General features: G+C 63.4%; 17 protein-coding genes. 14 read left to right on the top strand and 3 right to left on the bottom strand.

Translation table 11 applies throughout. From position 1 onward, the window contains the following. Positions 1 to 9 precede the first annotated feature (9 nt). The 6 genes from B2Y33_RS14160 to metR all read left to right on the top strand — a co-directional run bounded on the left by B2Y33_RS14160 (position 10) and on the right by metR (position 6,497). Positions 10 to 756, top strand: a complete 747-nt coding sequence (locus B2Y33_RS14160) for an amino acid ABC transporter permease (RefSeq protein WP_023535216.1) — start codon at positions 10 to 12, stop codon at positions 754 to 756. Next, on the top strand, positions 757 to 1,428 hold the full coding sequence (locus B2Y33_RS14155; protein ID WP_027915361.1) for an amino acid ABC transporter permease: 672 nt from the start codon (positions 757 to 759) through the stop codon (positions 1,426 to 1,428). It abuts the gene before it with no gap. Further along, positions 1,425 to 2,159, top strand: coding sequence for an amino acid ABC transporter ATP-binding protein (locus tag B2Y33_RS14150; protein WP_027915362.1), 735 nt, complete (start codon positions 1,425 to 1,427; stop codon positions 2,157 to 2,159). The genes B2Y33_RS14155 and B2Y33_RS14150 overlap by 4 nt, the downstream gene beginning before the upstream one ends. Before the next feature lie 73 nt (positions 2,160 to 2,232). Beyond that, positions 2,233 to 4,137: a sensor histidine kinase gene (locus tag B2Y33_RS14145; RefSeq protein WP_027915363.1), complete on the top strand. Its 1,905-nt coding sequence runs from the start codon at positions 2,233 to 2,235 to the stop codon at positions 4,135 to 4,137. Beyond that, positions 4,134 to 5,462 carry a sigma-54-dependent transcriptional regulator gene (locus B2Y33_RS14140; RefSeq protein WP_027915364.1) on the top strand — a complete coding sequence of 443 codons (1,329 nt, stop codon included), beginning with the start codon at positions 4,134 to 4,136 and terminating at the stop codon, positions 5,460 to 5,462. Before B2Y33_RS14145 ends, B2Y33_RS14140 begins: the two co-directional genes overlap by 4 nt. Before the next feature lie 117 nt (positions 5,463 to 5,579). Then, the gene (gene metR / locus B2Y33_RS14135) at positions 5,580 to 6,497 is read left to right on the top strand and encodes a LysR family transcriptional regulator (RefSeq protein WP_206405957.1); all 918 of its coding nucleotides are present in this window, start codon (positions 5,580 to 5,582) and stop codon (positions 6,495 to 6,497) included. On the opposite strand, the gene B2Y33_RS14130 is transcribed toward metR, so the two are convergent. Next, entirely contained in the window at positions 6,481 to 6,894 is a 414-nt protein-coding gene (locus B2Y33_RS14130; RefSeq protein ID WP_027915365.1) for an NUDIX hydrolase, read from the bottom strand. The two genes, metR and B2Y33_RS14130, sit on opposite strands and share 17 nt — an antisense overlap. Positions 6,895 to 7,025: 131 nt before the next feature. Between B2Y33_RS14130 and B2Y33_RS14125 the strand changes: the two genes are divergently transcribed. The 5 genes from B2Y33_RS14125 to B2Y33_RS14105 all read left to right on the top strand — a co-directional run bounded on the left by B2Y33_RS14125 (position 7,026) and on the right by B2Y33_RS14105 (position 17,653). Then, complete coding sequence (locus B2Y33_RS14125) at positions 7,026 to 11,354, top strand: DEAD/DEAH box helicase (RefSeq protein ID WP_206405958.1); 4,329 nt, start codon at positions 7,026 to 7,028, stop codon at positions 11,352 to 11,354. A 29-nt stretch (positions 11,355 to 11,383) separates the two neighbouring features. Beyond that, positions 11,384 to 13,003, top strand: coding sequence for an FMN-binding glutamate synthase family protein (locus B2Y33_RS14120; protein ID WP_206405959.1), 1,620 nt, complete (start codon positions 11,384 to 11,386; stop codon positions 13,001 to 13,003). 125 nt (positions 13,004 to 13,128) lie between these two features. After that, positions 13,129 to 16,278: a transglycosylase domain-containing protein gene (locus tag B2Y33_RS14115; RefSeq protein ID WP_288633043.1), complete on the top strand. Its 3,150-nt coding sequence runs from the start codon at positions 13,129 to 13,131 to the stop codon at positions 16,276 to 16,278. Between the two features lie 84 nt (positions 16,279 to 16,362). Beyond that, the gene (locus tag B2Y33_RS14110; RefSeq protein WP_027915368.1) at positions 16,363 to 16,899 is read left to right on the top strand and encodes a PadR family transcriptional regulator; all 537 of its coding nucleotides are present in this window, start codon (positions 16,363 to 16,365) and stop codon (positions 16,897 to 16,899) included. Further along, complete coding sequence (locus tag B2Y33_RS14105) at positions 16,892 to 17,653, top strand: siderophore-interacting protein (protein ID WP_206405960.1); 762 nt, start codon at positions 16,892 to 16,894, stop codon at positions 17,651 to 17,653. The genes B2Y33_RS14110 and B2Y33_RS14105 overlap by 8 nt, the downstream gene beginning before the upstream one ends. A gap of 140 nt (positions 17,654 to 17,793) precedes the next feature. Here B2Y33_RS14105 and B2Y33_RS14100 read toward each other — a convergent pair whose 3' ends face one another. Further along, entirely contained in the window at positions 17,794 to 18,417 is a 624-nt protein-coding gene (locus B2Y33_RS14100; protein WP_206405961.1) for a Pr6Pr family membrane protein, read from the bottom strand. Between the two features lies 1 nt (position 18,418). Beyond that, the gene (locus B2Y33_RS14095) at positions 18,419 to 18,640 is read right to left on the bottom strand and encodes a VF530 family DNA-binding protein (RefSeq protein WP_027915371.1); all 222 of its coding nucleotides are present in this window, start codon (positions 18,638 to 18,640) and stop codon (positions 18,419 to 18,421) included. Positions 18,641 to 18,800: 160 nt separating this feature from the next. Here B2Y33_RS14095 and B2Y33_RS14090 point away from each other — a divergent pair, with 160 nt between their 5' ends. The 3 genes from B2Y33_RS14090 to B2Y33_RS14080 all read left to right on the top strand — a co-directional run bounded on the left by B2Y33_RS14090 (position 18,801) and on the right by B2Y33_RS14080 (position 24,860). Next, complete coding sequence (locus B2Y33_RS14090) at positions 18,801 to 20,846, top strand: TonB-dependent receptor (RefSeq protein ID WP_088523550.1); 2,046 nt, start codon at positions 18,801 to 18,803, stop codon at positions 20,844 to 20,846. Positions 20,847 to 21,086: 240 nt separating this feature from the next. Next, on the top strand, positions 21,087 to 22,421 hold the full coding sequence (locus B2Y33_RS14085) for a carbohydrate porin (RefSeq protein WP_028687584.1): 1,335 nt from the start codon (positions 21,087 to 21,089) through the stop codon (positions 22,419 to 22,421). Positions 22,422 to 22,448: 27 nt separating this feature from the next. Further along, positions 22,449 to 24,860: a glucose/quinate/shikimate family membrane-bound PQQ-dependent dehydrogenase gene (locus B2Y33_RS14080; RefSeq protein ID WP_028687583.1), complete on the top strand. Its 2,412-nt coding sequence runs from the start codon at positions 22,449 to 22,451 to the stop codon at positions 24,858 to 24,860. Positions 24,861 to 24,984: the final 124 nt, after the last annotated feature.

The following is a 24,984-nucleotide window of genomic DNA, read 5'->3' as shown; positions in this document are numbered from 1 at the left end:
GAAATCCCGATGAATTACAACTGGGACTGGGGCGTATTCTTCAAGTCCACTGGCGTGGGCAGCGAAACCTATCTGGACTGGTACATCACCGGCCTGGGGTGGACCATCGCCATCGCCATTTCCGCCTGGATCATCGCCTTGCTGCTGGGGTCGATCCTGGGCGTGATGCGAACCGTGCCTAACCGGCTCGTTTCCGGTATCGCAACCGCATACGTCGAGCTGTTCCGCAACGTGCCTTTGCTGGTGCAGCTGTTCATCTGGTACTTCCTGGTGCCGGACCTGCTGCCAGAGGGGCTGCAGGAATGGTTCAAGCAGGACTTGAACCCGACCACGTCGGCTTTGATCAGTGTGGTCGTGTGCCTGGGCCTGTTCACCGCCGCGCGCGTGTGCGAACAGGTTCGCACCGGCATCCAGGCCCTGCCGCGTGGCCAGGAAGCCGCCGCGCGAGCGATGGGTTTCAGCCTGCCGCAGATCTACACCAACGTGCTGCTGCCACAGGCCTACCGCATCATCATTCCGCCACTTACCTCCGAATTCCTGAACGTGTTCAAGAACTCCTCGGTGGCTTCGTTGATCGGCCTGATGGAGCTGCTGGCGCAAACCAAGCAGACTGCCGAGTTCTCGGCGAACCTGTTCGAAGCGTTCACCTTGGCCACGTTGATCTATTTCACCCTCAACATGGGCCTGATGCTGCTCATGCGTATCGTCGAGAAGAAAGTGGCCGTACCTGGCCTGATCTCTGTGGGGGGCAAGTAAATGGACCTGGATTTCAGCGAAATCATCCCCGCCCTGCCCGCCCTCTGGGATGGCATGGCCATGACCCTGCAATTGATGGTGATGGGCGTCATCGGCGGCATCGTGCTGGGCACCCTGCTGGCGCTGATGCGCCTGTCGTCGAATAAACTGCTGTCCAGGCTGGCCGGCGCCTACGTCAACTATTTTCGTTCGATCCCGCTGCTGCTGGTGATCACCTGGTTCTACCTGGCGGTGCCGTTCGTGCTGCGCTGGATCACTGGGCAGGATACGCCGGTGGGGGCCTTCACCTCCTGCGTGGTCGCCTTCATGATGTTCGAGGCGGCCTACTTCTGCGAAATCGTGCGTGCCGGTGTGCAGTCGATCTCCAAAGGCCAGATGGGCGCAGCCCAGGCGTTGGGCATGACCTATGGCCAGACCATGCGCCTGATCATCCTGCCTCAGGCCTTCCGCAAGATGACGCCGTTGCTGCTGCAGCAGAGCATCATCCTGTTCCAGGACACGTCCTTGGTCTACACGGTAGGCCTGGTCGACTTCCTCAACTCGGCACGCTCCAACGGCGACATCATCGGGCGCTCCCACGAGTTCCTGATCTTCGCCGGCATCGTGTATTTCATCATCAGCTTCTCCGCTTCGTGGCTGGTCAAGCGCCTGCAAAAAAGGATCACCGTATGATTTCCATCAAGAACGTCAACAAGTGGTACGGGGACTTCCAGGTGCTGACCGACTGCAGCACTGAGGTCAAGAAAGGTGAAGTGGTGGTGGTATGCGGTCCCTCGGGGTCGGGCAAGTCCACCCTGATCAAGTGCGTGAACGCGCTGGAGCCTTTCCAGAAGGGCGACATCGTGGTCGACGGCACTTCGATCGCCGACGCCAAGACCAACCTGCCCAAGCTGCGCTCGCGCGTGGGCATGGTCTTCCAGCATTTCGAGCTGTTCCCGCACCTGACCATCACCGAAAACCTGACCATTGCCCAGCGCAAGGTGCTGGGCCGCAGTGAGGCCGAAGCCACCAAGAAGGGCCTGGCCTTGCTCGACCGCGTCGGCTTGAGTGCCCACGCCAAGAAGCATCCCGGGCAGTTGTCCGGCGGTCAGCAGCAACGGGTCGCCATCGCGCGCGCATTGTCCATGGACCCGATCGTCATGCTGTTCGACGAGCCTACTTCGGCCCTGGACCCGGAGATGGTCAACGAAGTGCTGGACGTGATGGTCGAGCTTGCCCACGAAGGCATGACCATGATGTGCGTGACCCACGAAATGGGCTTTGCTCGCAAAGTGGCCAACCGCGTGATCTTCATGGACAAGGGCAACATCATCGAGGATTGCCAGAAGGAAGACTTCTTCGGCAACCCCGAAGGCCGTCACGAACGCACCCAGCACTTCCTGAGCAAGATCCTTCAGCACTGATCCTGCCTCATCGAGCCGCTCGGCCCCGCCGCCCTTGCGGGCAGCGGGCGCTGGTCGTGACGAGGTCACTGTGATGAAATGCGACCCCTCGCTCCTGTTACCTGCCAAGCCTGCCGTGAAAGCCCGCCTTGTTCGCCAACTGCTGTTACCACCGCTGATCGTCCTGCTGATGATCGGGCTGGGCATGGCCGGGTTCCTGATCAGCGAGAGCAACGGCATACGGGTGCTCAGTGAAAATGGCGAACGCCAGTTGGAATTGCATGCACGCACGGTCGAAAGCGAGATCAGCAAGTACACCTACCTTCCCAGCCTGCTGGAACTCGAGGACAGTGTGTCGCACCTGCTGACCGACCCTGATGGAGGTTCACGGCAAACCGTCAACGAATACCTCGAAGGCCTCAACCGGCGCAGCCGCAGCCGCGCGATCTTCGTGCTCGACACCCAGGGGCGGGTGCAGGCCACCAGCAACTGGCGCGATACCGACTCCTTCCTGGGTGAAGACCTGTCCTTTCGCGCGTATTTCCAGACCGCCGTGCGTGGCGAACCGGGGCGTTTCTACGGCATCGGCAGCACCACGGGCGAAGCCGGTTACTACCTGGCCCATGGGCTCGAGGAGCATGGCAAGATCATCGGCGTGGCCGTGATCAAGGTGCGCCTGGATACCTTGGAGGAACGTTGGCAGCGCGCCCGCCTGGAAGCGTTCGTGAGCGACGAGAACGGGATCATCATTCTTTCCAGCGATCCGGCTCGACGCCTCAAATCAGTCCGTCCGCTGACCCCGCAAACCAAGGAACGCCTGGCGCGCAGCCTGCAATACTACTGGTGGCCGCTCAACGAGCTGCAACCGCTGGGGCGCGAGACCCTGGCCGACGGGGTGGAAAAGCTGACCTTCCCGGCCAACAGCGAAACGGCCCAGGGCAACCCGCATGAGGTGGCCTACCTGGCCCAGACACGTCGCCTGGTCGATACGCCCTGGCACTTCACGCTGCTGACGCCGCTTCAGGACCTGCGCCGCGAGTCCATGGTGCAAGGTATTCTGGTCGGCGTGGCGTTTGCCTTGCTGACCATTCTGGGCATCGCCTGGAACGAGCGACGCAAAGTCATCGCCACCCGCCTGGCAGCCCGCGAGGCGCTGGAGCAAGCCAATAGCCAGCTTGAGCGTCGCATCGCCGAGCGTACGGCCGACCTGCGGGCCAGCAATGAGCGGCTCAAGGGGCAGATACGCGAGCGCCGTCATGCCGAGCAGACCCTGCGCCAGGCCCAAGACGAACTGGTACAGGCTGGCAAACTGGCGGCCATCGGGCAGATGTCCACCAGTATTGCCCATGAGCTCAATCAACCCTTGGCGGCGCTGCGTACCTTGTCGGGCAATACCGTTCGGTTCATCGAACGCGGCGCTCTGGATACCGCCAGTACCAACCTGCGCACCATCAATGGCCTGGTCGACCGCATGGGCCGCATCACCGCCAGCCTGCGTTCATTCGCCCGACGCAGCGACGACAGCGGCCAGGCCGCAGTGGCCAAAGCGGTCGAAGCCAGCCTGCAGGTGCTGGCAGAACGCATCAATAGCAGCCACCTACAGGTACACCGCGATTACGAAGACCTGCAGTTGGCCATCGACCAGACCCGCCTGGAGCAGATTCTGGTCAATCTCATCGGCAACGCCCTGGATGCCATGGCTGTCCAGCCCCAGCCGGCCTTGTGGCTCGAAGGCGAACTGCAAGGTGACAAATACCGCTTGCAGGTGCGCGACAACGGCCATGGTATCGATCCGGAGGCACGCAAGCATCTTTTCGAACCGTTCTTCACCACCAAGCCGGGCGACGATGGCCTTGGCCTGGGCCTGACCCTCTCGGCCAGCCTTGCTGCGGCCGCCAAGGGCAGCCTCAGTGTCGAGCATCCTGCCAGCGGCGGCACAGCCTTCGTGCTGATCCTGCCCTTGGCATCCACCCCCACCGAATCGGCAGACTTTCCATGACCCAAGCGCCCCTTACCGTTCTGATCGTCGAAGACGACCCCCATGTCCTTCTTGGCTGCCAGCAGGCACTGGCGCTGGAGGACATCGGTTGCGAAGGCGTGGGCAGTGCCGAACAGGCGCTCGAACGCATTGGCGATGATTTTGCCGGCATCGTGGTCAGTGACATTCGCCTTCCGGGTATCGATGGCCTAGAGCTGCTCAACCGTCTCAAGGCACGCGATCGCAGCCTGCCAGTCGTCCTGATCACCGGGCACGGCGATATCGACATGGCCGTCGGCGCCATGCGCAACGGCGCGTATGACTTCATGGAAAAGCCCTTCTCGCCCGAGCGGCTGGTCGATGTGGTGCGCCGTGCGCTCGAGCAGCGCGGTCTGTCCCGCGAAGTGTCGGCGCTGCGCCGCCAGCTTGCCGGGCAAAGCAGCCTGGAAGGGCGCATCATCGGGCGCTCGCCCGCCATGCAGCACCTGCGCGAACTGATCGCCAACGTGGCGGACACTTCTGCCAATGTGCTGATCGAGGGTGAAACAGGCACCGGCAAGGAACTGGTGGCCCGCTGCCTGCACGACTTCAGCCGTCGCCAGGGCCAGCCCTTCGTGGCACTGAACTGCGGTGGCCTGCCAGAGAACCTGTTCGAGAGCGAGATATTCGGCCACGAAGCCAACGCCTTCACCGGTGCTGGCAAACGCCGCATCGGCAAGATCGAGCACGCCAACGGCGGCACGCTGTTCCTCGATGAAGTGGAAAGCATGCCGATCAACCTCCAGATCAAACTGTTGCGGGTGTTACAGGAGCGTACCCTGGAACGGCTCGGCTCGAACCAGAGCATTCCAGTGGATTGCCGGCTCATTGCGGCGACCAAGGCCGACCTCGACAGCCTGGGTCAGAGCGGGCAGTTCCGCAGCGACCTGTATTACCGTCTGAACGTGGTGACCCTCGAACTGCCACCGCTACGCGAACGCCGCGAAGACATCCTGCAGCTGTTCGAACACTTCCTTCAACAATCGGCCCTGCGGTTCGACCGAGAGACGCCCACTCTGGACAGCCAGACCCTGTCACGGCTGATGGCCCACGACTGGCCAGGCAACGTTCGCGAATTGCGTAACGTGGCCGAGCGCTATGCGCTGGGTCTGCCCGCCTTCAAGAAAGGCCCTACGGGCACCAGCAGCCAAGGGCTGGGCTTTGCCGAAGCTGTGGAGGCCTTCGAGCGCAACCTGCTCAGTGACGCCTTGCAGCGCACCGGCGGCAACTTGAGCCAGGCGAGCCAGGAGTTGGGCATGGCGAAGACCACGTTGTTCGACAAGGTCAAGAAATACGGGCTTGGTTGAGTTACCCAGGCGCTGCACCGTCTCAGTCGATAGGCAAGGCACGGTCGACAGCGGCGGCAACATGAGGGAAACTCAACTCCATGATGTTCACCCTCAGCCTTACCCCCGGAGTCAGCTGTGCTGGAGATTCGCCACCTGAAAACCCTTCATGCCCTGCGCGAGGCAGACAGCCTGGTCGAAGCGGCCGAGCGGTTGCACTTGACCCAGTCGGCCCTGTCACACCAGTTCAAAGAGCTGGAAGAGCGCCTGGGCCTGACGTTGTTCGTGCGCAAGAGCAAGCCCATTCGCTTCACCAGCGCCGGGCTGCGCCTGCTGCAACTGGCCGACGCCACGCTTCCCCTGCTGCGTGGCGCCGAGCGCGATATCGCCAGACTGGCGGGGGGCACGGCCGGTCGCTTGCACATGGCCATCGAATGCCACAGCTGTTTCCAGTGGCTGATGCCCACCATCGATCAGTTCCGTGATGCCTGGCCTGAAGTGGAACTGGACTTGGCGTCAGGCTTCGCGTTCGCGCCCTTGCCCGCCTTGGCCCGTGGCGACCTGGACCTGGTGGTGACCTCCGATCCCCTGGACCTGGCCGGCATCACCTACGTTCCTCTGTTCACCTACGAAGCCATGCTGGCAGTGGCCAACCAACACCCGTTGGCCGGCAAACCCTACATGGTGCCCCAGGACCTGGCGGACCAGACCCTGATCACCTACCCGGTGGAACGCGACCGTCTGGACATCTTCACCCGCTTCCTGGAGCCAGCCGACATCGAACCTGCGGCCGTACGCACCTCCGAGCTCACGGTCATGATGATGCAGTTGGTGGCCAGCGGCCGGGGCGTGTGCGGCATGCCCCATTGGGCCTTGCACGAATACAGCTCTCGCGGCTACGTCAAAGGCAAGCGCCTGGGCGAAAAAGGCCTGTTCGCGACACTCTACGCGGCCGTGCGCACCGACATGCTCGATGCGCCCTACATGCGCGATTTTCTACTGACGGCCAAGGACACTTCGTTCGCCACCCTCGACGGTGTCAGCGCGGTACGCTGAGCAACTGGTGGTATAGCGGCAGGATCAGATCACGGGTCAAGGGCGCCAAGGGCATTTCTGGCGTCTGGTCAGCGGCCAGCCAAGTGATCTCCTCGATTTCGGCCGCCGGCATTACCGCTGCCGCGCAGTCCACCCGGAACAGCTCGGCCTGCACCTCGAACCCCGGCTCATTGGCGGCCGGGGCACTGAACTGGCCAAGGCGCACGGCCTTGGCGGGGTCGATCTGCAGGCCCAGTTCCTCGAGCAGCTCCCGGGCAAGCGCCTGAACCGGGGTTTCGCCTGCATCGATCTTGCCGCCCGGCTGCATGAATGCCTGGGTGCCGCGCTTGCGCACCAGCAGGGTGCGACCTTGCGGGTCCAGCAATAATGCGGCGGCAATGCGGATGATATTGGCCATGGGTGATCTCCCTGAAAATGGGCGGCGAGCATCCCATGCCTCCCCGACCGTGACAAGGCCACTGCCAGGCTCGGACACAGGCGGACGAACGGTCACTTGCCAACCTGGCCTGTACCCTTCATAACCTTCTCATGACGCTTCCTGCTGCGAACCATCCAGTACTTGAGCTGTTCCATCCAGGCGTTGCGGCCTGGTTCTCAGGCCATTATCCGTCGGTGACCGATGCCCAGGCCCAGGCCTGGCCGCTCATCCAGGCGGGACAATCCGTGCTGCTGGCAGCGCCGACCGGCTCAGGCAAGACGCTCAGTGCATTCCTGGCAGTGCTCGACGCGCTGTTTCGCCAGGGGCTGGAGCAGGGCGGCACATTGCACGCCACCACGCAAATCGTCTATGTATCGCCCTTGAAAGCCCTGTCCAACGACATCCGTTTGAACCTGCAAGTACCGCTGGAGGGCATCCAGCGCGCGCTCCAAGCGCAAGGGCACGCAGCCCCCACCATCACCACGGCGGTGCGCACCGGTGATACGCCCCAGAAAGAACGTATCGCCATGCGCAAGCAGGCGCCGCACATTCTAGTCACGACCCCGGAGTCCCTGTACGTGCTGATGGGTTCGGCCTCTGGACGTGAAGGCCTGCGCACGGTGCACACCGTCATCGTCGATGAGATCCATGCCCTGGCCGGCAACAAGCGCGGTTGCCACCTGGCGCTGACCCTCGAACGCCTGCAAGCGTTGTGCGACCGTCCGCTGCGACGCATCGGCCTGTCTGCCACCCAGCGTCCGGTCGAACGCGTGGCGCAGTTTCTGGTGGGCAGCGGGCGGGCCTGCGCCATCGTCGATGTGGGGCACGCGCGTCAACGTGACCTGGCCATCGAAATCCCACCCGTGCCACTGGGGGCGGTGCTCGACCAGGATGCCTGGGGGCTGGTCTACGATCGTTTGGCCGAACTGGCCCGTGCGCATCGCACCACCCTGGTGTTCGTCAACACCCGGCGGCTGGCTGAGCGTATCACCCGTCACCTGAGCGATCGGCTGGGCGCGGCGGCGGTGGCCGCTCACCATGGCAGCCTGTCCAAGGAGAGGCGCCTGAGTGCCGAGCAGCGCCTGAAGGCCGGCGAGCTGCAGGTGCTGGTGGCCACGGCCTCGCTGGAACTTGGCATCGACATCGGCGACATCGACCTGGTGTGCCAGGTCGCTTCACCCGGCTCGATCGCAGCGTTTCTGCAGCGCGTGGGGCGTGCTGGGCATCAGGTGGACGGGGTGCCCAAAGGACGGTTGTTCGCGACATCGCGAGACGACCTGATCGAGTGCGTGGCGCTGCTCGATTGCGTGCGCCGCGGCGAGCTGGATGAAGTACAGGTACCGCAGGCGCCGCTGGATGTACTGGCCCAGCAGATCGTCGCCGAGGCCAGCAACCAGACCTGGCACGAGCAAGCGCTGTTCGACTGCCTGCGCCAGGCCATGCCGTTCGACACGTTGGCGTACGAACATTACGACGCCTTGCTCGGCATGCTTGCCGAAGGCTACAACGGCCGTCAGGGCGTGCGCGGCGCGTACCTGCACCGCGATGCGGTCAGCGGCATGGTGCGAGGGCGCCGTGGCAGCCAGCTCACCGCTTTGACCAGTGGCGGGACGATTCCCGACAATGCCGACTACGCCGTCATGCTCGACCCCCAGGCGCTGAACATCGGCAGCGTCAACGAAGACTTCGCCGTGGAGAGCATGGCTGGCGACATCTTCCAGCTGGGCAATGCGTCCTATCGCATCCTGCGCGTGGAGGCCGGGCGAGTCCGGGTCGAAGACGCACACGGCCAGCCCCCCACGATCCCGTTCTGGCTAGGCGAAGCCCCTGGGCGCAGCCGCGAGCTCAGCGCTGCCGTGGCCAGGCTGCAAGGGCAGATCGATGACCGCCTGCAACACGCCGGTGGCTCGCTGCCGCACGTGCTGGCCTGGCTGCAAGCCACCTTCGAACTGGACGCCAGCTGTGCCGAACAGTTGCTCGACTACCTGGCCCGTACGCGGCAGGTACTGGGCGCCCTGCCCTCCCAGGACACCCTGGTGATGGAGCGCTTCTTCGACGAGTCAGGCGGCACGCAGCTGATCATTCACTCGCCGTTCGGCAGCCGCATCAACCGCGCTTGGGGGCTGGCCCTGCGCAAGCGGTTCTGCCGTACCTTCAATGTCGAGCTGCAAGCGGCAGCCAGTGAAGATGCCATCGTGCTGTCGCTGTCAACCAGCCACAGCTTCGCCCTCGACGAAGTGTGGCGCTACCTCGACAGCCGCAGCGCCGAGCAGGTGCTGATCCAGGCCGTGCTCGACGCCCCGCTGTTCGGTGTGCGCTGGCGCTGGAACGCGGGTGTGGCGATGGCCTTGCCGCGTTTTGCCGGTGGTCGCAAAGTTGCGCCGCAGATCCAGCGCATGAAAAGCGAGGACCTGATCGCTTCGGTATTCCCCGATCAGATCGCCTGCCTTGAGAATCTGCCCGGTGAACGGCAGGTGCCGGACCACCCACTGGTTCGTCAGACCCTCGACGACTGCCTGCACGACGCCATGGATAGCAAGGGCTGGCTGGTGTTGCTGCGGCGCATGGAAAGCGGTGCCGTGCGCCTGCTGGCATGCGACCTGCCGGCGCCCTCGCCGCTGGCCTCAGCCATTCTCAACGCCAGGCCTTACACCTTTCTGGATGATGCCCCGATTGAAGAGCGTCGTACCCAGGCGGTCCTTAATCGCCGGTGGGCGGATGTGCAGTCAGGCGATGAGCTGGGTGCACTGGATGCGGATGCGATCGCGGCGGTGGCAGCCGAGGCTTGGCCGCAGCCGGTCAACGCTGATGAAATGCATGAAGCGCTGATGAGCCTGGGCGCCATCAGCCAGACAGAAGCCCAGGCAGGCTCACGCTGGCGTACGCTGCTTGACCAGCTGGCCAAGCGGGGCCGGGCCGTCTACCTGCCTGAGCAGGCGTTGTGGCTGGCCCGTGAGCGCCTGACGCTGTTGCAAGCCGTCTACCCCGATTGCCCTCTGGTGCCTGCCGTCGAACCGCTGCCTGGCTTCGATCAGCCCGTGGACCACGGCCTGGCGCTGCCCGAATTGCTGCGTGCCCGGCTGAGCGGCCATGGGCCTGTCACCGTCGCCCAGCTTGCGGCGCCGCTGGGCAAGCCCATCGCTGAGGTGGAACAGGCCTTGGCCCGGCTCGAGGCCCAAGGCCATGTGCTACGGGGCCATTTCAGCCCGGATGCAGTAGCCACACAGTGGTGCGAACGCCACCTGCTGGCGCGTATTCACCGCTATACCGTCAAACGCCTGCGCCGGGAAATCGAGCCCGTCAGCCTGCAGGACTTCATGCGTTTCCTGTTTCACTGGCAACACCTTGATCCGGGGCAACGGTTGCAAGGGCCGCAGGCGCTGCCTGCTGTGCTGGCCCAGCTGCAGGGATTTCCAAGTGCGGCCGGGGCGTGGGAAGCCGACGTGCTGCCGGCGCGCGTACGCGATTACAGCCCCAGCTGGCTCGACGAGGCTTGCCGCAGCGGGCAGTTCGCCTGGAGCCGGTTGGCAAGCACCGTGTCAGCCAGCACGGTGGCCAGCACGCCTGTGGTGTTGCTGCCTCGCGAACACCTGCAGCTGTGGCGAAGCCTGGCCCCACCCCCGAGTCTCGACACCTTGGGACCACGCGCCCAGCGGGTGCATGACGCCCTGAAAACCCGGGGTGCACTGTTCTTCGACGAATTGGCCCAAGAGGCCCGCCTGCTCCCCAGCGAACTGGAAACGGCCTTGCAGGCGCTGGTCGGTGCAGGCCTGGCCAATGCCGACAGCTTCACCGGGCTGCGCAGCCTGATCACCCCGGCCGCTCGGCGCACCACGCGTCGGCCTCGCTTCGGTCACCTGCCCTTGTCCAGCAGCATGGCCCATGCAGGGCGCTGGGCCCTGCTGGCGCGCAGCGAAGCCGAGCTGGATCAGGATCAGCGCATCGAACACCTTGCTCGCCTGCTGCTGCAGCGCTACGGGGTGATGTGCTGGCGCCTGCTGGCGCGTGAGAGCGATGTGCTGCCGCCCTGGCGTGATCTGCTGCGCTGCTACCATCGCCTGGAGGCGCGTGGAGAAATACGGGGCGGGCGCTTCATTGCCGGATTGTCCGGCGAACAGTTCGCCTTGCCCGAAGCCGTGGCAATGCTGCGCCAGGTTCGCCGGCAAGCGGCGGACGGCACACTGGTGGTGGTCAGCGCCAGTGATCCGCTGAACCTGATCGGCACGTTGCTGCCGGGGGCCAAGGTACCTGCCACCAGCGGCAACCGGCTGCTCTACCGCGACGGCGTGCCGGTGGCTGCGCGGGTGGGCAAGCGTTACGACTACCTGGTCGAGGCTTGCGCGGCGCAGCAGACGCAGTGGCGGCAGTTGCTGCTGCGCGACACGGCCTTTGCAGGGACGGACAAGTTGGCTATGGTCGGGGCTCAACCCAGGCCGTGAGCCTGACCGAGCCATCGCAAGGACCCTGTATGAGCCTGTCACTTCTCAGCCGTTATGCGGTGTTCGCCATCTGCATCGTGTTTACCCTGGCAACCCTGCCATTGATCCACCACCAATGGCTGTGGCCCTTCACCCTGACAACCGGCCTGCTCAGCCTGATAGGCCTGTTCGACCTGTTGCAGAAACGCCACGCCGTGCGTCGCAACTACCCGATCCTGGGCAACATCCGCTACCTGGTGGAAACCATTCGCCCGGAAATCCGCCAGTATCTGCTCGAAGCAGACAGCGACGCCCTGCCCTTCTCCCGTGCCCAACGCTCGCTGGTCTACTCCAGGGCCAAGAACCAGGTCTCGGACAAACCGTTCGGCACCCTGATCGACGTCTACGCGTCCGGCTTCGAGTTCATCGGCCACTCCATGCGCCCGGCGCCGTTGGCTGACCCGGCAAGCTTTCGCATCACCATCGGCGGCCCGCAGTGCAGCCAGCCGTATTCAGCTTCGATCTTCAACATTTCCGCCATGAGTTTTGGCTCGCTCAGCGCCAACGCCATTCGCGCATTGAACCAAGGCGCGAAACTGGGCAACTTTCACCACGACACCGGTGAGGGCAGCATCAGCCCCTACCATCGCGAGCACGGCGGTGATTTGGTATGGGAACTGGGCAGCGGGTATTTCGGGTGCCGCACCTCGGACGGACGTTTCGACCCGCAGGCATTTGCCGCGCAGGCACGCAGCCCGCAGGTGCGCATGATCGAGGTCAAGATGAGCCAGGGCGCCAAGCCTGGGCATGGCGGCATACTGCCCAAACACAAGGTCACCCAGGAAATTGCCGAAACCCGCGGCGTCCCGCTGGGCGAGGACTGCATCTCGCCATCGCGGCACAGCGCGTTTTCCACGCCAGTCGAAATGATGCAGTTCATCGCCCAACTGCGTGAACTGTCGGGCGGCAAACCCGTGGGGTTCAAACTCTGCCTGGGTCACCCGTGGGAGTTCATGGGCATCGCCAAGGCCATGCTGCAAACCGGCATCCTGCCTGACTTCATCGTGATCGATGGCAAGGAAGGCGGCACCGGGGCCGCCCCCGTGGAGTTCACCGACCATATCGGGGTGCCGCTGCGCGAAGGCCTGTTGTTCGTGCACAACACCTTGGTGGGCTTGAACCTGCGCGACAAGATCAAGCTCGGAGCCAGCGGCAAGATCGTCAGCGCCTTCGATATCGCCAGCGTCCTGGCCATCGGTGCGGACTGGGCCAATGCCGCGCGGGGGTTCATGTTCGCCATCGGCTGCATCCAGTCCCAGAGCTGCCACACCAACAAGTGCCCGACGGGTGTGGCCACGCAGGATCCGCTGCGCCAACGTGCCCTGGTGGTGCCGGACAAGGCCGAACGGGTGCTGAACTTCCATCGCAACACCCTGCGTGCCTTGGCCGAGATGCTGGCTGCAGCTGGGCTGGAACACCCGTCGCAGCTCGAAGCCAAGCACTTGGTGCGGCGCATTTCAGCCACCGAGATCAAGCTGTTCTCGCAAATGCATGTGTTCCTCAAGCCGGGCGAGCTACTGACCGGTGAGGTCGATGGGCAATTCTATTCACGCATGTGGCAACTGGCCCGAGCGGACAGCTTTGAGCCCAACAGCGAGGTAGCCGCCTGAATGCTTGAGCGCGGCCCTGCCGCGCACCCGCTTTATTCCGCAGTTTCCACAAAATTTTCACATACCCGGCGCAACGTCTAAGCTTCAGGCAAGCAAGACGAAAATACCTGGCTGGATAGACGATTATGGGCGCACTGTGGCAAACGGAACCAAACACCAAGCAAGCACCCGAACAAACGCCTGCCGAGACGCCAGAACCCAAGTCCCCTCGTCAGCGCCGGCTATGGTGGCGTCTGATCATCCTGATTCTGCTGGTGGGCGCTGGCGCTGTCGGCTTCGCGGCCTATGAAGAGTTCCGCACGTCCGAGCTGCAATCGCGCGAGTTCAGCAAGCTGGCGAGCACCCTGACCTACTCGCTGCAGCCCGGTCCCAGCGATGCGATCGTGTACCCAGGCGAAGGACCGTTCGATAAGCGCCTGGGCTATAGCTCGCTCGGCGAGTTCCTGCCGCGCCTGCTCAAGCGCGATTACCTGATCAGCCAACAAGTGCGATTCTCGCCGGCGCTGGTCAATTACGTCGATCATGGGCTGTTCGCGCCCTATATCGAAAAGGTCCAGGCAGGTCTGGCGATTACCGATTGCCGGGGCGACATGCTCTACCAGTATCAGTATCCCCAGTACCTGTACCCGGACTTCGCCTCGATTCCCTCGGTCGTGGTCAACAGCCTGCTGTTCATCGAGAACCGCGACCTGCTCGATACCCGTGATCCGCGCAATAACCCGGCAGTGGACTGGCCGCGTTTCGCCAAGGCTGCCTACAGCCAGATCGCGCGCTACCTGGCCCTGCCTGGCCAATCCGCCGGCGGCAGTACCCTGGCCACCCAGCTGGAGAAGTACCGCCATTCACCCGACGGGTTGACCGTGTCGGGCGCCGAGAAGATCAGGCAGATGATTTCTGCCAGCGTGCGCGCCTATCAGGGCGGGCCGGACACCACCGAGGCGCGCCAGCGCATCGTGCGTGATTACCTCAACAGCGTGCCGCTGTCCGCCGTGCCGGGTCATGGTGAAGTCCACGGCATGGCCGAAGGCCTGCGCGTGTGGTATGGAGCAGACTTCGAGCACGTCAACCGCGCGCTCAATGACACCGCCACGGATGCGCAGAGCCTGGCGGCCCGCGGCCTTGCGCTGCGTCAGGTGCTGTCGTTGATGATTGCCCAGCGCCGGCCATCGCACTACCTCTCCAAGGGGCGCGTGGAACTTGCCGAGCTGACCGACGCCCACGTTCGTGTGCTGGCAGCGAACCAGATCATCCCTCAGGCGCTGGCCGATGCCGCGTTGGCCAGCAAGGCCGTCTACCGTGACTGGGTCGCGCAGCCGACCATCGTGCCTATCGTCACCAACAAGGGCATCAGCTTGGCCCGCAACCGTCTTTCGGCCATGCTCAACCGCCCGCTGTACGACCTCGACCGTCTAGACCTTTCCGCCACCAGCACCTTGCAGGCTGACCTGCAGCTGCAAGTCAGCGAGTACCTCAAGCATCTGGCCGACCCGGCCTTCGCCGCGCAGATCGGCCTGATTGGCGAGCGTTTGCTGACTGCCAAAACCACCGACCAGGTCAGCTACAGTTTCACCCTGTTCGAACGCACTGCCGATGGCTCCCGCGTGCGGGTCCAGACGGACAGCACCGACCAGCCCTTCGACATCAACGAAGGCAGCAAGCTGGAACTGGGTTCGACCGCCAAGCTTCGGGTGCTGACCACCTACCTGGAAATCGTCGCCGAGCTGCATGACAAGTACGCCGGCAAGCCTGCGGCCCAGCTGAAGAAAGTCGAGGTCGCCGACCTGGACGTCATCAGCCGCTGGTCACTGGACTGGCTGATGCAAAACAGCAGAAACCAGAGCCTGGACGCGATGCTCGACGCCGCCCTTGAGCGCAAGTATTCGGCCAGCACTGGCGAATCCTTCTTCACCGGCGGCGGCATGCACGTGTTCAATAACTTTCGCAAGGAAGACAACGGCCGCAACCCTACCCTCAAGGACGCCCTGCGCGAATCGATCAACCTGCCGTTCATCCGCCTGATGCGCGACGTGGTGCGCTACGTCACCTATCAGCAGCCCTTGAACAGGGTGCCGCTGCTCAAGGACGATGCTGACCCGCGCCGGCAGGAGTACCTGGCAAAGTTCGCCGACAAGGAAGGGACCAGCTACCTGATGCGTTTCTGGCGCAAGTACCAGCGCAAGACCTCGCAGCAACGCCTGGACACCTTCCTCGACGGCATGCGCGTGACACCCCAGCGCCTGGCGGCCGTGCACCGCTACCTGTTCCCTGAGGCTGGCCAGGCCACGTTCAACGCCTTCGTGCGGGCCCATAGCAAAGACAGCAAGCTCGCCCAGAGCAAACTGACCGACGACCGTCTGGTACAGATGTACGATGCCTACGGCCCGGGGCGGTATAACCTGCCTGACCAGGGCTTCATCGCCAAGGTCCACCCGCTGGACCTGTGGCTGCTGGGCTACCTGCTCAAGCACCCTGCATCGACCTTGAGCGAAATGATCAACGCCAGCCGCTTCGAACGCCAGGAGGTCTACAGCTGGCTGTTCAAGAGCCGTCACCAGGGCGCACGGGACAGCCGCATCCGGACCATGGTGGAAATCGAGGCGTTTCTCGACATTCATCAGCGCTGGAAGCGGGTGGGCTATCCCTTCGATCACCTGGTCCCGTCGCTGGCGACCGCTATTGGCAGCTCCGGTGACCGGCCTGCCGCGCTTTCCGAACTGGTGGGCATCATTCAGAACGACGGTGTACGGCTGCCGACACTGCGCATCGATACCCTGCACTTTGCAGCGGACACGCCGTACGAGACCAAACTGATCAGCGACCCGGATCGTGGTGTGCGGATACTGCCGGTCGAGGTAGCGCGCGCGCTCAAGGGCGCCATGTCGCAAGTGGTGGACGCAGGTACCGCGCGGCGCATTTCCGGCAGCTTCATGCTCAAGGATGGCACGCCTCTGGTCATGGGCGGCAAGACCGGAACGGGCGACAACCGCATCGAGAGCTTCGGCGCCGGGGGCCGCCTGATAGGCTCACGGTCGCTTAACCGCACCGCGACGTTCGTGTTCTTCCTGGGCGATAACCACTTCGGCACCTTGACCGCCTTCGTGCCCGGACGCTCGGCGGAAGCCTTCAAGTTCACCTCTGCGCTGCCGGTGCAGGTGCTCAAGGGCATGGCGCCGATCCTCATGCCCTACTTGCAGCCGGGCAACCCTAACGAATGCATCCCCCCGCAGCAGGCAAGCGTAGTTGCCCGTTCACCTGAGGATGTATCGAACGGGTAGATAAGAATCATCAGCATTTGTGGTTTGCCGAAGATACATCTTGAGTACTATCTTGAGATATATCTTGAACAGGCACTTTCCAGCATGCGCGATTCCGAAAACTTCGAACGCAAACCCGGCCGCGGCGAACGCGGCCCTCGGGTGTTCGCCCCAGGCGATCTGAAACTGCTGCTGCTCTCACTCTTGGGCGAACAGCCAGGACACGGCTACGACCTGATCAGGCAAATCGAAAAACGCTTCGATGGCAGCTATACGCCGAGCCCAGGGGTGATCTATCCCACGCTCAACTTCCTGGAGGAGGCCGAACTCATCCAGGGTCAGCCTCAAGGCAGCAAGCGGCTGTACACCATCACCGACACGGGCCGCAGCGCCTTGACCGAGCAGGCCGTGGCACTGGACGGGTTACGCGTGCGTATCGAAGTCAGCAAGCATGCCCTGCGGGGTCACGACCGCCCCGCTGAGATTCACGAGGCCGTGGGCAATCTGCGCCACGCCTTGCACATGCACCATGGCCGCTGGACACCTGAGGAAATCGAGCGCGTCCGCGACTTGCTTAACGTGACCGCCAAAGCCATCGCTGGCGGCCCCCATGCCCCTGACCAGGAGAGCGCTGATGAGTGAAGCCATCCACCGCGTCAACCACGAGATTCGCCAGCGCCGCCTGAACGTGCTGCGTGTGACCGACCTGACCCCGCGCATGCGCCGCGTGACACTGGGCGGCCCCGAGCTACAGGGCTTCACCAGCCTGGGCACGGATGACCATATCAAGCTGCTGTTTGCCGAGACTGCCGAGCAGCAGCACGCCATTGATGCCCGCACGCTCAATCGGGAAGGGGGCGAGCGGCCCACCATGCGTGAGTACACCCCCCGGCGCATCGACCTGCAAGCCAACGAACTGGACATCGACTTCGTGCTGCACGGCGATGGCCCCGCTTCGACCTGGGCGGCGCAGGCGGCGCCGGGGCAAACCCTGGATATCGCCGGGCCACGTGCCTCGATGGTGGTACCGGACATCTTCGAGGCCTACCTGCTGATCGGTGACGAAACTGCCTTGCCGGCCATTGGCCGCCGTCTTGAAGCCCTGCCTGCGGGACGACGGGTGGTGGCCGTCATCCAGGTTCACGATGAGCAGGAGCGTCAGCCCTTGCCCAGCCAAGCTCAGGTGGACGTGATCTGGTCCGTACGAGGTCGGGACGACCTGTTGGCCACGGTCGAGGCCTTGCCATTACCCGAGGGGACCTTGTACGCCTGGGTAGCGCTGGAGAAGAACCTGACGCGTCAGGTCAAGACATTGCTGATCAGCAAAGGTGTGGCGCAGGACGCTCTCAAGGCTGCCGCCTACTGGCGCGCCGAAGGTTCAGCAAGCGACGACTGAAAGGCTGTGGCCAAGGCCAGTCAATCAAGGCCAACGGGGCTGCGGCGGCCCTGGCAATGCCCGTCGCGGCGCTCAAATCCCTGGGCTGCTGCGCAGACTTGATGGCTGCCTGATTTGCCTGATTGACGGCACGCCCTGCCTCATCCCGCTCTCCACCTGTCAAGCATGAGCAGCACCCCGGCGATTGCCCAGAACCCTGCCAGCACACCCAGCGCATTGATCATCACCTGGGCATACCCCAGGGTGGCAACATCGATGAAGGGATAGGCGTAGACGCCAATCTCACTGCCACGCCACAACGCATAGGCGAAATAGGCGGCAGGATAGAACGCCCATAGCCCCAGGTGGTGCAGCCGCAATCGGCCCTTGGGCACCTCGAACCACCAGTACAAGGCGTAAAGCGCTGGCATGACGTCATGCAACAGCTCGTCTGCCAGCCATTGCCAACCCTCGGGTTGCCACAGATGGCGCAACAACAGGCTATACGCCAGCGCCACCAGCACGATGCTCGCCGCCACCGCCGAGCTGACCACAGGAGACAGGAAAAAGCGCCTGCTCGCCCCTTCCCGGCCAAATGCGGCATAGCTCAGGACAGTGGCCACCAGCGTATTGGTCAGCACCGTGAAGTAGCCGAACATGTTGATCAGTCCACCTATCAGGCTCGCCTGCTCCTGCCATCGCCCCCAGAGCACCAGGTATACCTGCACGCTCAGGCCTAGCCAGCCCAGCATGGCCATGGTGCTCAACCACGGGTGACGCTGCATGTCAGGCCTGGCGCTGCAGCTTGATGTACAGCTGCTCGACCTTCTCGCGGGCCCACGGGGTCTTGCGCAGGAAGGTAAGGCTCGACTTGACCGTCGGGTTGCTCTTGAAGCAGCGCACATCGATGCGTTCGGCCAGCCCCTGCCATTGATAGTGGGCGACCAGCTCGGTCAGGATCTGCTCGAGGGTCTTGCCGTGCAGCGCGTTGTGTTGGGCAGTGCTCATGCCAAGGCTCCGGTACAAAGATGCGCACCTTACACCAGTGCAGGCATCGTCGCGCACCCTGCACGGGACAAATAAGGCTGGCGGCGTGCGGCAAGGCTATGCTGAAATAGAGATGTTATATTGTAACAATAAACATCTCTGCCAAGGACCGCTACCGCTCATGGTGCACTCACCGCTTCGCCTTTCTCCCCTCGCACTAGCACTTTGCATGGTTACCTCAAACAGCCAGGGGGTTGAACTCTCGCCTCAGGTCATCACTGCCAACCCGCTGGGCAGCGCCCAGTTGGCCAGCCCCAGTACGGTGCTGGAAGGCACTGACCTGCTGCAACAACAGCACAGCAGCCTGGGGGAAACCCTGAACCGACAGCCAGGTGTGGCCTCCACCTGGTTCGGGCCAGGGGCGAGCCGCCCAATCATTCGAGGCCTGGACGGGGATCGCATCCGCCTGCTGCGCAATGGCGTCGGCGCGCTGGATGCCTCGTCGTTGTCCTACGACCACGCCGTGCCCCTTGACCCCGTCACTGTCGAACGCATCGAAATCGTCCGGGGCCCCGCTGCCCTGCTCTATGGCGGCAACGCCATTGGCGGCGTGGTGAACACGTTCGACAACCGCATTCCCGATACCCCTATCGACGGCATCCAGGGCGCCGGCGAGCTGCGCTACGGTGGCGCCGACACCACACGCAGCAGTGCCGGCAAGCTGGAGGCCGGCAACGGTGCCTTCGCCCTGCACGTGGATGCCAACGCCCGTCAGTACAATGATTTGCGCATCCCAGGCTTTGCACGCAGCGCCCAGGTCCGCGATGCCGATGCACCCGGCAGCAAGCATCGCCTGGAAAACAGCGACGGCCGCCAGGACGGCGGCGCACTGGGCGGTGCCTACCACTGGGACCACGGTTATGCCGGCCTGTCCTACAGCCGTTATGACAGCAACTACGGTTCGGTGGCTGAGCCCGGCGTTCGGCTGGACATGGAGCAGGACCACTATGCCTTCGCCTCGCAGTTTCGCGACCTGGACGGCCCGTTCAGCTCGGTGAAGCTCGATGCCGGGTATACCGATTACCAACATCGTGAGATCGAAGAAGGCGAAGTTCATACCACGTTCAAGAACAAGGGCTATGAAGCCCGTGTCGAGGCCCGCCACCAACCCTTGGGTCCCGTGGAAGGGGTGCTGGGAGCGCAGGTCAGCCGGAACGAATTCTCAGCGCTGGGCGAAGAAGCGTTCGTGCCGCATACCGATACCGACAGCTTTGCACTGTTCCTGCTGGAGCAATGGCACGCCACTGACCGGCTGGACTTGAGCCTCGGGGCACGGATGGAGCACACCCGCGTCGACCCGGACGGCAAGGGCAACGCGCAGTTCGCAGACGCCGACAGCGCCAGCAGCTTCAACGCCTTCAGCCTGTCGTCAGGTGCCGTGTACCAACTGGACCCGATCTGGTCGCTCGCCGCCAACCTGGGCTACACCGAGCGGGCGCCGACTTTCTATGAACTCTATGCCAACGGCGCACATGTGGCTACCGGCGCCTATGAAGTGGGCGATGCCAGCCTGAACAAGGAAAAGGCAGTTTCGGGCGATCTGGCACTGCGCTTTGACAACGGCACGCACAAAGGCAGCGTGGGCGTTTTCTACAGCCATTTTCGCAACTATATCGGCCTGATCGGCACCGGCAACCTGCGCGAAGGTCACGATCATGATCATGAAGGCGAAGATCATGACCACGACCACGACCACGACGGCATTCCCGAATACCAGTACCAAGGTGTTCGGGCCCGGTTCTACGGCATCGAGGCGCAAGACCGGTGGCAGCTGGCGCAGAACCGCTATGGCAGCTTTGCGCTCGAATTGTCGGGTGACTACACCAGGGCCAAGAACCTCGATTCCGGCGAGCCCCTGCCACGAATCGCCCCGCTGCGCCTGAACAGCGGCCTGGTCTGGGAGCTCGACCGCTGGCAGGCGCGAGTGGACGTTGAGCACGCCGCCGCTCAACACCGCAAACCGGCCAATGAAACCCGCACCGATGGGTATACCACCCTGGGCGCCAGCGTGGGCTATCGGTTCGACGTGGGCCACAGCCAGTGGCTGGCGTTCGTGCGGGGTGAGAACCTGACGGATCAGACGGTGCGTTATGCCAGCTCGATCCTGCGTGATATCGCACCGGCCCCGGGGCGTAGCGTGGAAGTCGGCCTGCGCACTACCTTCTGAGGTAGCCCGCCTGCCACGACGGGTAACATGGGGCGCCACGCGCCCCATTTGAGTGCACTGTTACCCAAAGGGTAACAATGCACTGCGACATTTTGTCTTTTTTTCCCACGCTTTACCCTATATCCTCCCCGCCCCAAGCTGAATCGCTTCACCCATTTACCCCCTTCGCCAACCCATTGCCAGGGCCTGCCTGTCGATGCGCTTGCCGTTTTTCCAACAATCAGAAGACAGCGCTACCTCATGCTTCAACTGCCAAAATCCTGCTACCTCGGCTTCGCCCTAGCGGCCATGGCCAACGCAGCCTACGCTAACGAGCCGTTTGCCAGTGACTCTCCCTGGATGTTCGGTGATTGGGCCGGGCACCGTACCGCCTTGCTAGACCAAGGTTATGACTTCACCTTGGGCTACACAGGCGAAATGGGCAGCAACCTGCGCGGTGGCTACGACCACAACCGCACGGCCCGCTACAGTGACCAGTTCACCTTCGGCAGCCACATGGACCTGGAAAAGATCTTCGGCTGGCGCGACGCCGAGTTCCAGCTCACGGTCACCGAGCGCCATGGCCAGAACATCAGCAACGACCGCATCAATGACCCCCGCGTCGGTGGCTTCACCTCGGCGCAGGAAGTGTGGGGCCGCGGTCAGACCTGGCGCCTGACGCAGCTGTGGGTCAAGCAGAAATATTTCGACGGCGCGCTGGACGTCAAGTTTGGCCGCTTTGGCGAAGGTGAAGACTTCAACAGCTTCCCCTGCGACTTCCAAAACCTGGCCTTCTGTGGCTCTCAGGTGGGCAACTGGGTAGGTGGCATCTGGTACAACTGGCCCGTCAGCCAGTGGGCCCTGCGCGTGCGCTACAACCTCAGCGACAGCCTCTTCGCGCAGGTTGGCGTGTTCGAGCAGAACCCGTCCAACCTGGAGTCGGGCAACGGCTTCAAGCTCAGCGGCAGCGGCACCCAAGGCGCGGTGATGCCAATCGAACTGGTGTGGAGCCCGCGTATCAAAGGCATGAAAGGGGAATATCGCGCCGGGTACTACTACAGTAATGCCAAGGCAAGCGATGTACTCAAGGACAGCGACGGGCAGTCGGCAGCGATCAGCGGTGCCGCCTACCGCAGCAGCTCAAGCAAGCACGGCGTGTGGCTGGGCGCTCAGCAGCAGGTGACTGCGCTGGCATCGGACGCCTCGCGTGGCTTGAGCGTATTCGCCAACGCCACGATGCATGACAAGAAAACCAATGCCATCGACAACTATGTGCAGGCTGGACTGGTATTCAAAGGGCCGTTCGACAGTCGGGCCAAGGACGACATCGGCCTTGCAGTCGCCCGTGTGCATGTCAACCCGGCCTATCGCAAGAATGCCCGGCTGGCCAACCAGGCCGCGGGGCTTTACGACTATGACAACCCTGGCTTCCTGCCAGTACAGGACACCGAATACAGCGCAGAGCTGTATTACGGCATTCACCTGGCCGACTGGCTCACGGTGCGACCGAACCTGCAATACATCCGCCACCCCGGCGGCGTGTCGCAGGTCGACAACGCCCTGGTCGGCGGCTTGAAAATCCAGAGCACTTTCTAAAAACACATATCAAACGGAGAACATGCGATGAGCACTGAAGGTGCCAACAAGGGAAGCCGCTGGCTACCCCGCCTGATCGGCGTCCTGCTGTTGTTGATGGGGCTGGCACTGCTGGCCGGTGGCATCAAGCTCAGTCAGCTGGGCGGGTCGCTGTATTACCTGATCGCCGGCATCGGGTTTGCCGTGTCTGGCGCCCTCCTGCTGGCCCAGCGCCGCATCGGCCTGGGTGTCTACGCCGTCGTGTTGCTGGGCAGCACGGTCTGGGCACTGCTCGAAGTGGGCCTGGACTGGTGGCAACTGGTACCGCGTCTGGCCATCTGGTTCGCCATCGGTGTAGTGCTGTTGCTGCCTTGGTCGCGCCGTCCGTTGATCGGGCCAGCCAGCAAAGCCAACACGGCCCTGCTCACCGTTGCCGTGGTGGCATCGGGTGCCTGCGCCGTCGCCAGTCAGTTCACCCACCCCGGTGAGGTGTATGGCGAACTGGGTCGCGACACCAGCGAAATGGCCAGCACCGCCCCGGCCATGCCCGACGGCGAGTGGCATGCCTACGGCCGCACCGAGCACGGCGACCGTTACTCGCCGCTGCGCCAGATCACCGCGCAAAACGCCTACCGCCTTGAAGAGGCCTGGCGTATCCGCACTGGCGATTTGCCCAGTGACAACGACCCGGTGGAACTGACCAACGAAAACACGCCGCTCAAAGCCAACGGCATGCTCTATGCCTGCACCGCCCACAGCCGCGTGCTGGCCTTGGACCCGGACACCGGTGCTGAAATCTGGCGTTATGACCCGCAGATCAAGAGCCCGGTGGGCACCTTCAAGGGTTTCGCCCACATGACGTGCCGTGGCGTTTCGTACTATGACGAAAACCGCTACGTAAGCCGTGACGGCAGCCCTGCCCCGACCATCAGCGATGCTGGCAAGGCCGTGGCTCAGGCCTGCCCGCGCCGTCTTTATCTGCCAACTGCCGACGCGCGCCTGATCGCCATCAATGCCGACAACGGCAAGGTCTGCGAAGGCTTTGCCAACCAGGGCAGTGTCGACCTGACCACCGGCCTTGGGCCATTCACGCCAGGTGGCTACTACTCCACATCGCCTGTGGCCATTACGCGCGACCTGGTGATCATTGGCGGTCACGTGACCGACAACGAATCGACTAGCGAGCCGTCTGGCGTGATCCGCGCATACGACGTACACGACGGCCGCCTGGTGTGGAACTGGGACAGCAACAACCCGGACGACACCGCGCCACTGGCACCGGGCAAGATGTACAGCCGCAACTCGGCCAACATGTGGTCGATTGCCAGCGTCGACGAAGACCTGGGCATGATCTACCTGCCACTGGGCAACCAGACGCCGGACCAATGGGGTGCTGACCGCACGCCAGGCGCCGAGAAATACAGCGCCGGTGTGGTCGCCCTGGACCTGGCGACCGGCAAGGCCCGCTGGAACTACCAGTTCACCCACCATGACCTGTGGGACATGGACGTGGGCAGCCAGCCTACCTTGGTCTCCCTGAAGACCGACGATGGCGTCAAGCCTGCGGTCATCGTGCCGACCAAACAGGGCAGCCTGTACGTGCTGGACCGTCGTGACGGTACGCCGATCGTGCCGATCCGTGAAATCCCGACCCCGCAAGGCGCGGTCAAGGGCGATCACACCTCGCCGACCCAGGCCCGTTCGGACCTCAACCTGCTCGGCCCTGAGCTGACCGAACAGGCCATGTGGGGCGCCACGCCGTTCGACCAGATGCTGTGCCGCATCCAGTTCCGCGAGCTGCGCTACGAAGGCCAGTACACCCCGCCATCGGAGCAGGGTTCGCTGATCTACCCAGGCAACGTGGGTGTGTTCAACTGGGGCAGCGTCTCGGTCGACCCGGTACGTCAACTGCTGTTCACATCGCCCAACTACATGGCGTTCGTCTCCAAGATGATCCCCCGTGAGCAGGTTGCGGACGGTAGCAAGCGCGAGAGCGAGACCAGCGGCGTGCAACCGAACACCGGTGCACCCTATGCCGTCACCATGCACCCGTTCATGTCGCCGCTGGGCGTGCCGTGCCAGGCGCCTGCCTGGGGCTATGTGGCCGCCATCGACCTGTTCACCAACAAGGTGGTCTGGAAGCACAAGAACGGCACTACCCGCGACAGCACGCCGGTCCCAATCGGCCTGCCGGTTGGGGTACCCAGCATGGGCGGCTCGATCGTCACCGCCGGCGGCGTAGGCTTCCTGAGCGGTACGCTGGACCAGTACCTGCGCGCCTATGACGTCAACAACGGCAAGGAATTGTGGAAAGCCCGCCTGCCAGCAGGCGGCCAGGCCACGCCAATGACCTATACCGGCAAGGACGGCAAGCAGTACGTGCTCATCGTGGCCGGTGGCCACGGCTCGCTGGGCACCAAGATGGGCGACTACATCATCGCCTACAAACTCGCCGAGTAACCGGCACGGTGTCACCAAAAGCGGAGCCTTGCAGGCTCCGCTTTTTCATGCGCGCACGCCACTGCCCGGCAGCGGCTTGAAACCCTTCCTGCCTTGCCCCATCTAAGCACCATAGTCATTCACG

Origin of the sequence: Pseudomonas sp. UBA5666 (assembly GCF_002420785.1) — a bacterium.
GTDB lineage: Bacteria > Pseudomonadota > Gammaproteobacteria > Pseudomonadales > Pseudomonadaceae > Aquipseudomonas > Aquipseudomonas fulva.
Note: the sequence above shows the minus strand (reverse complement) of the source record. Positions and strands in the feature narration are given on the sequence as shown.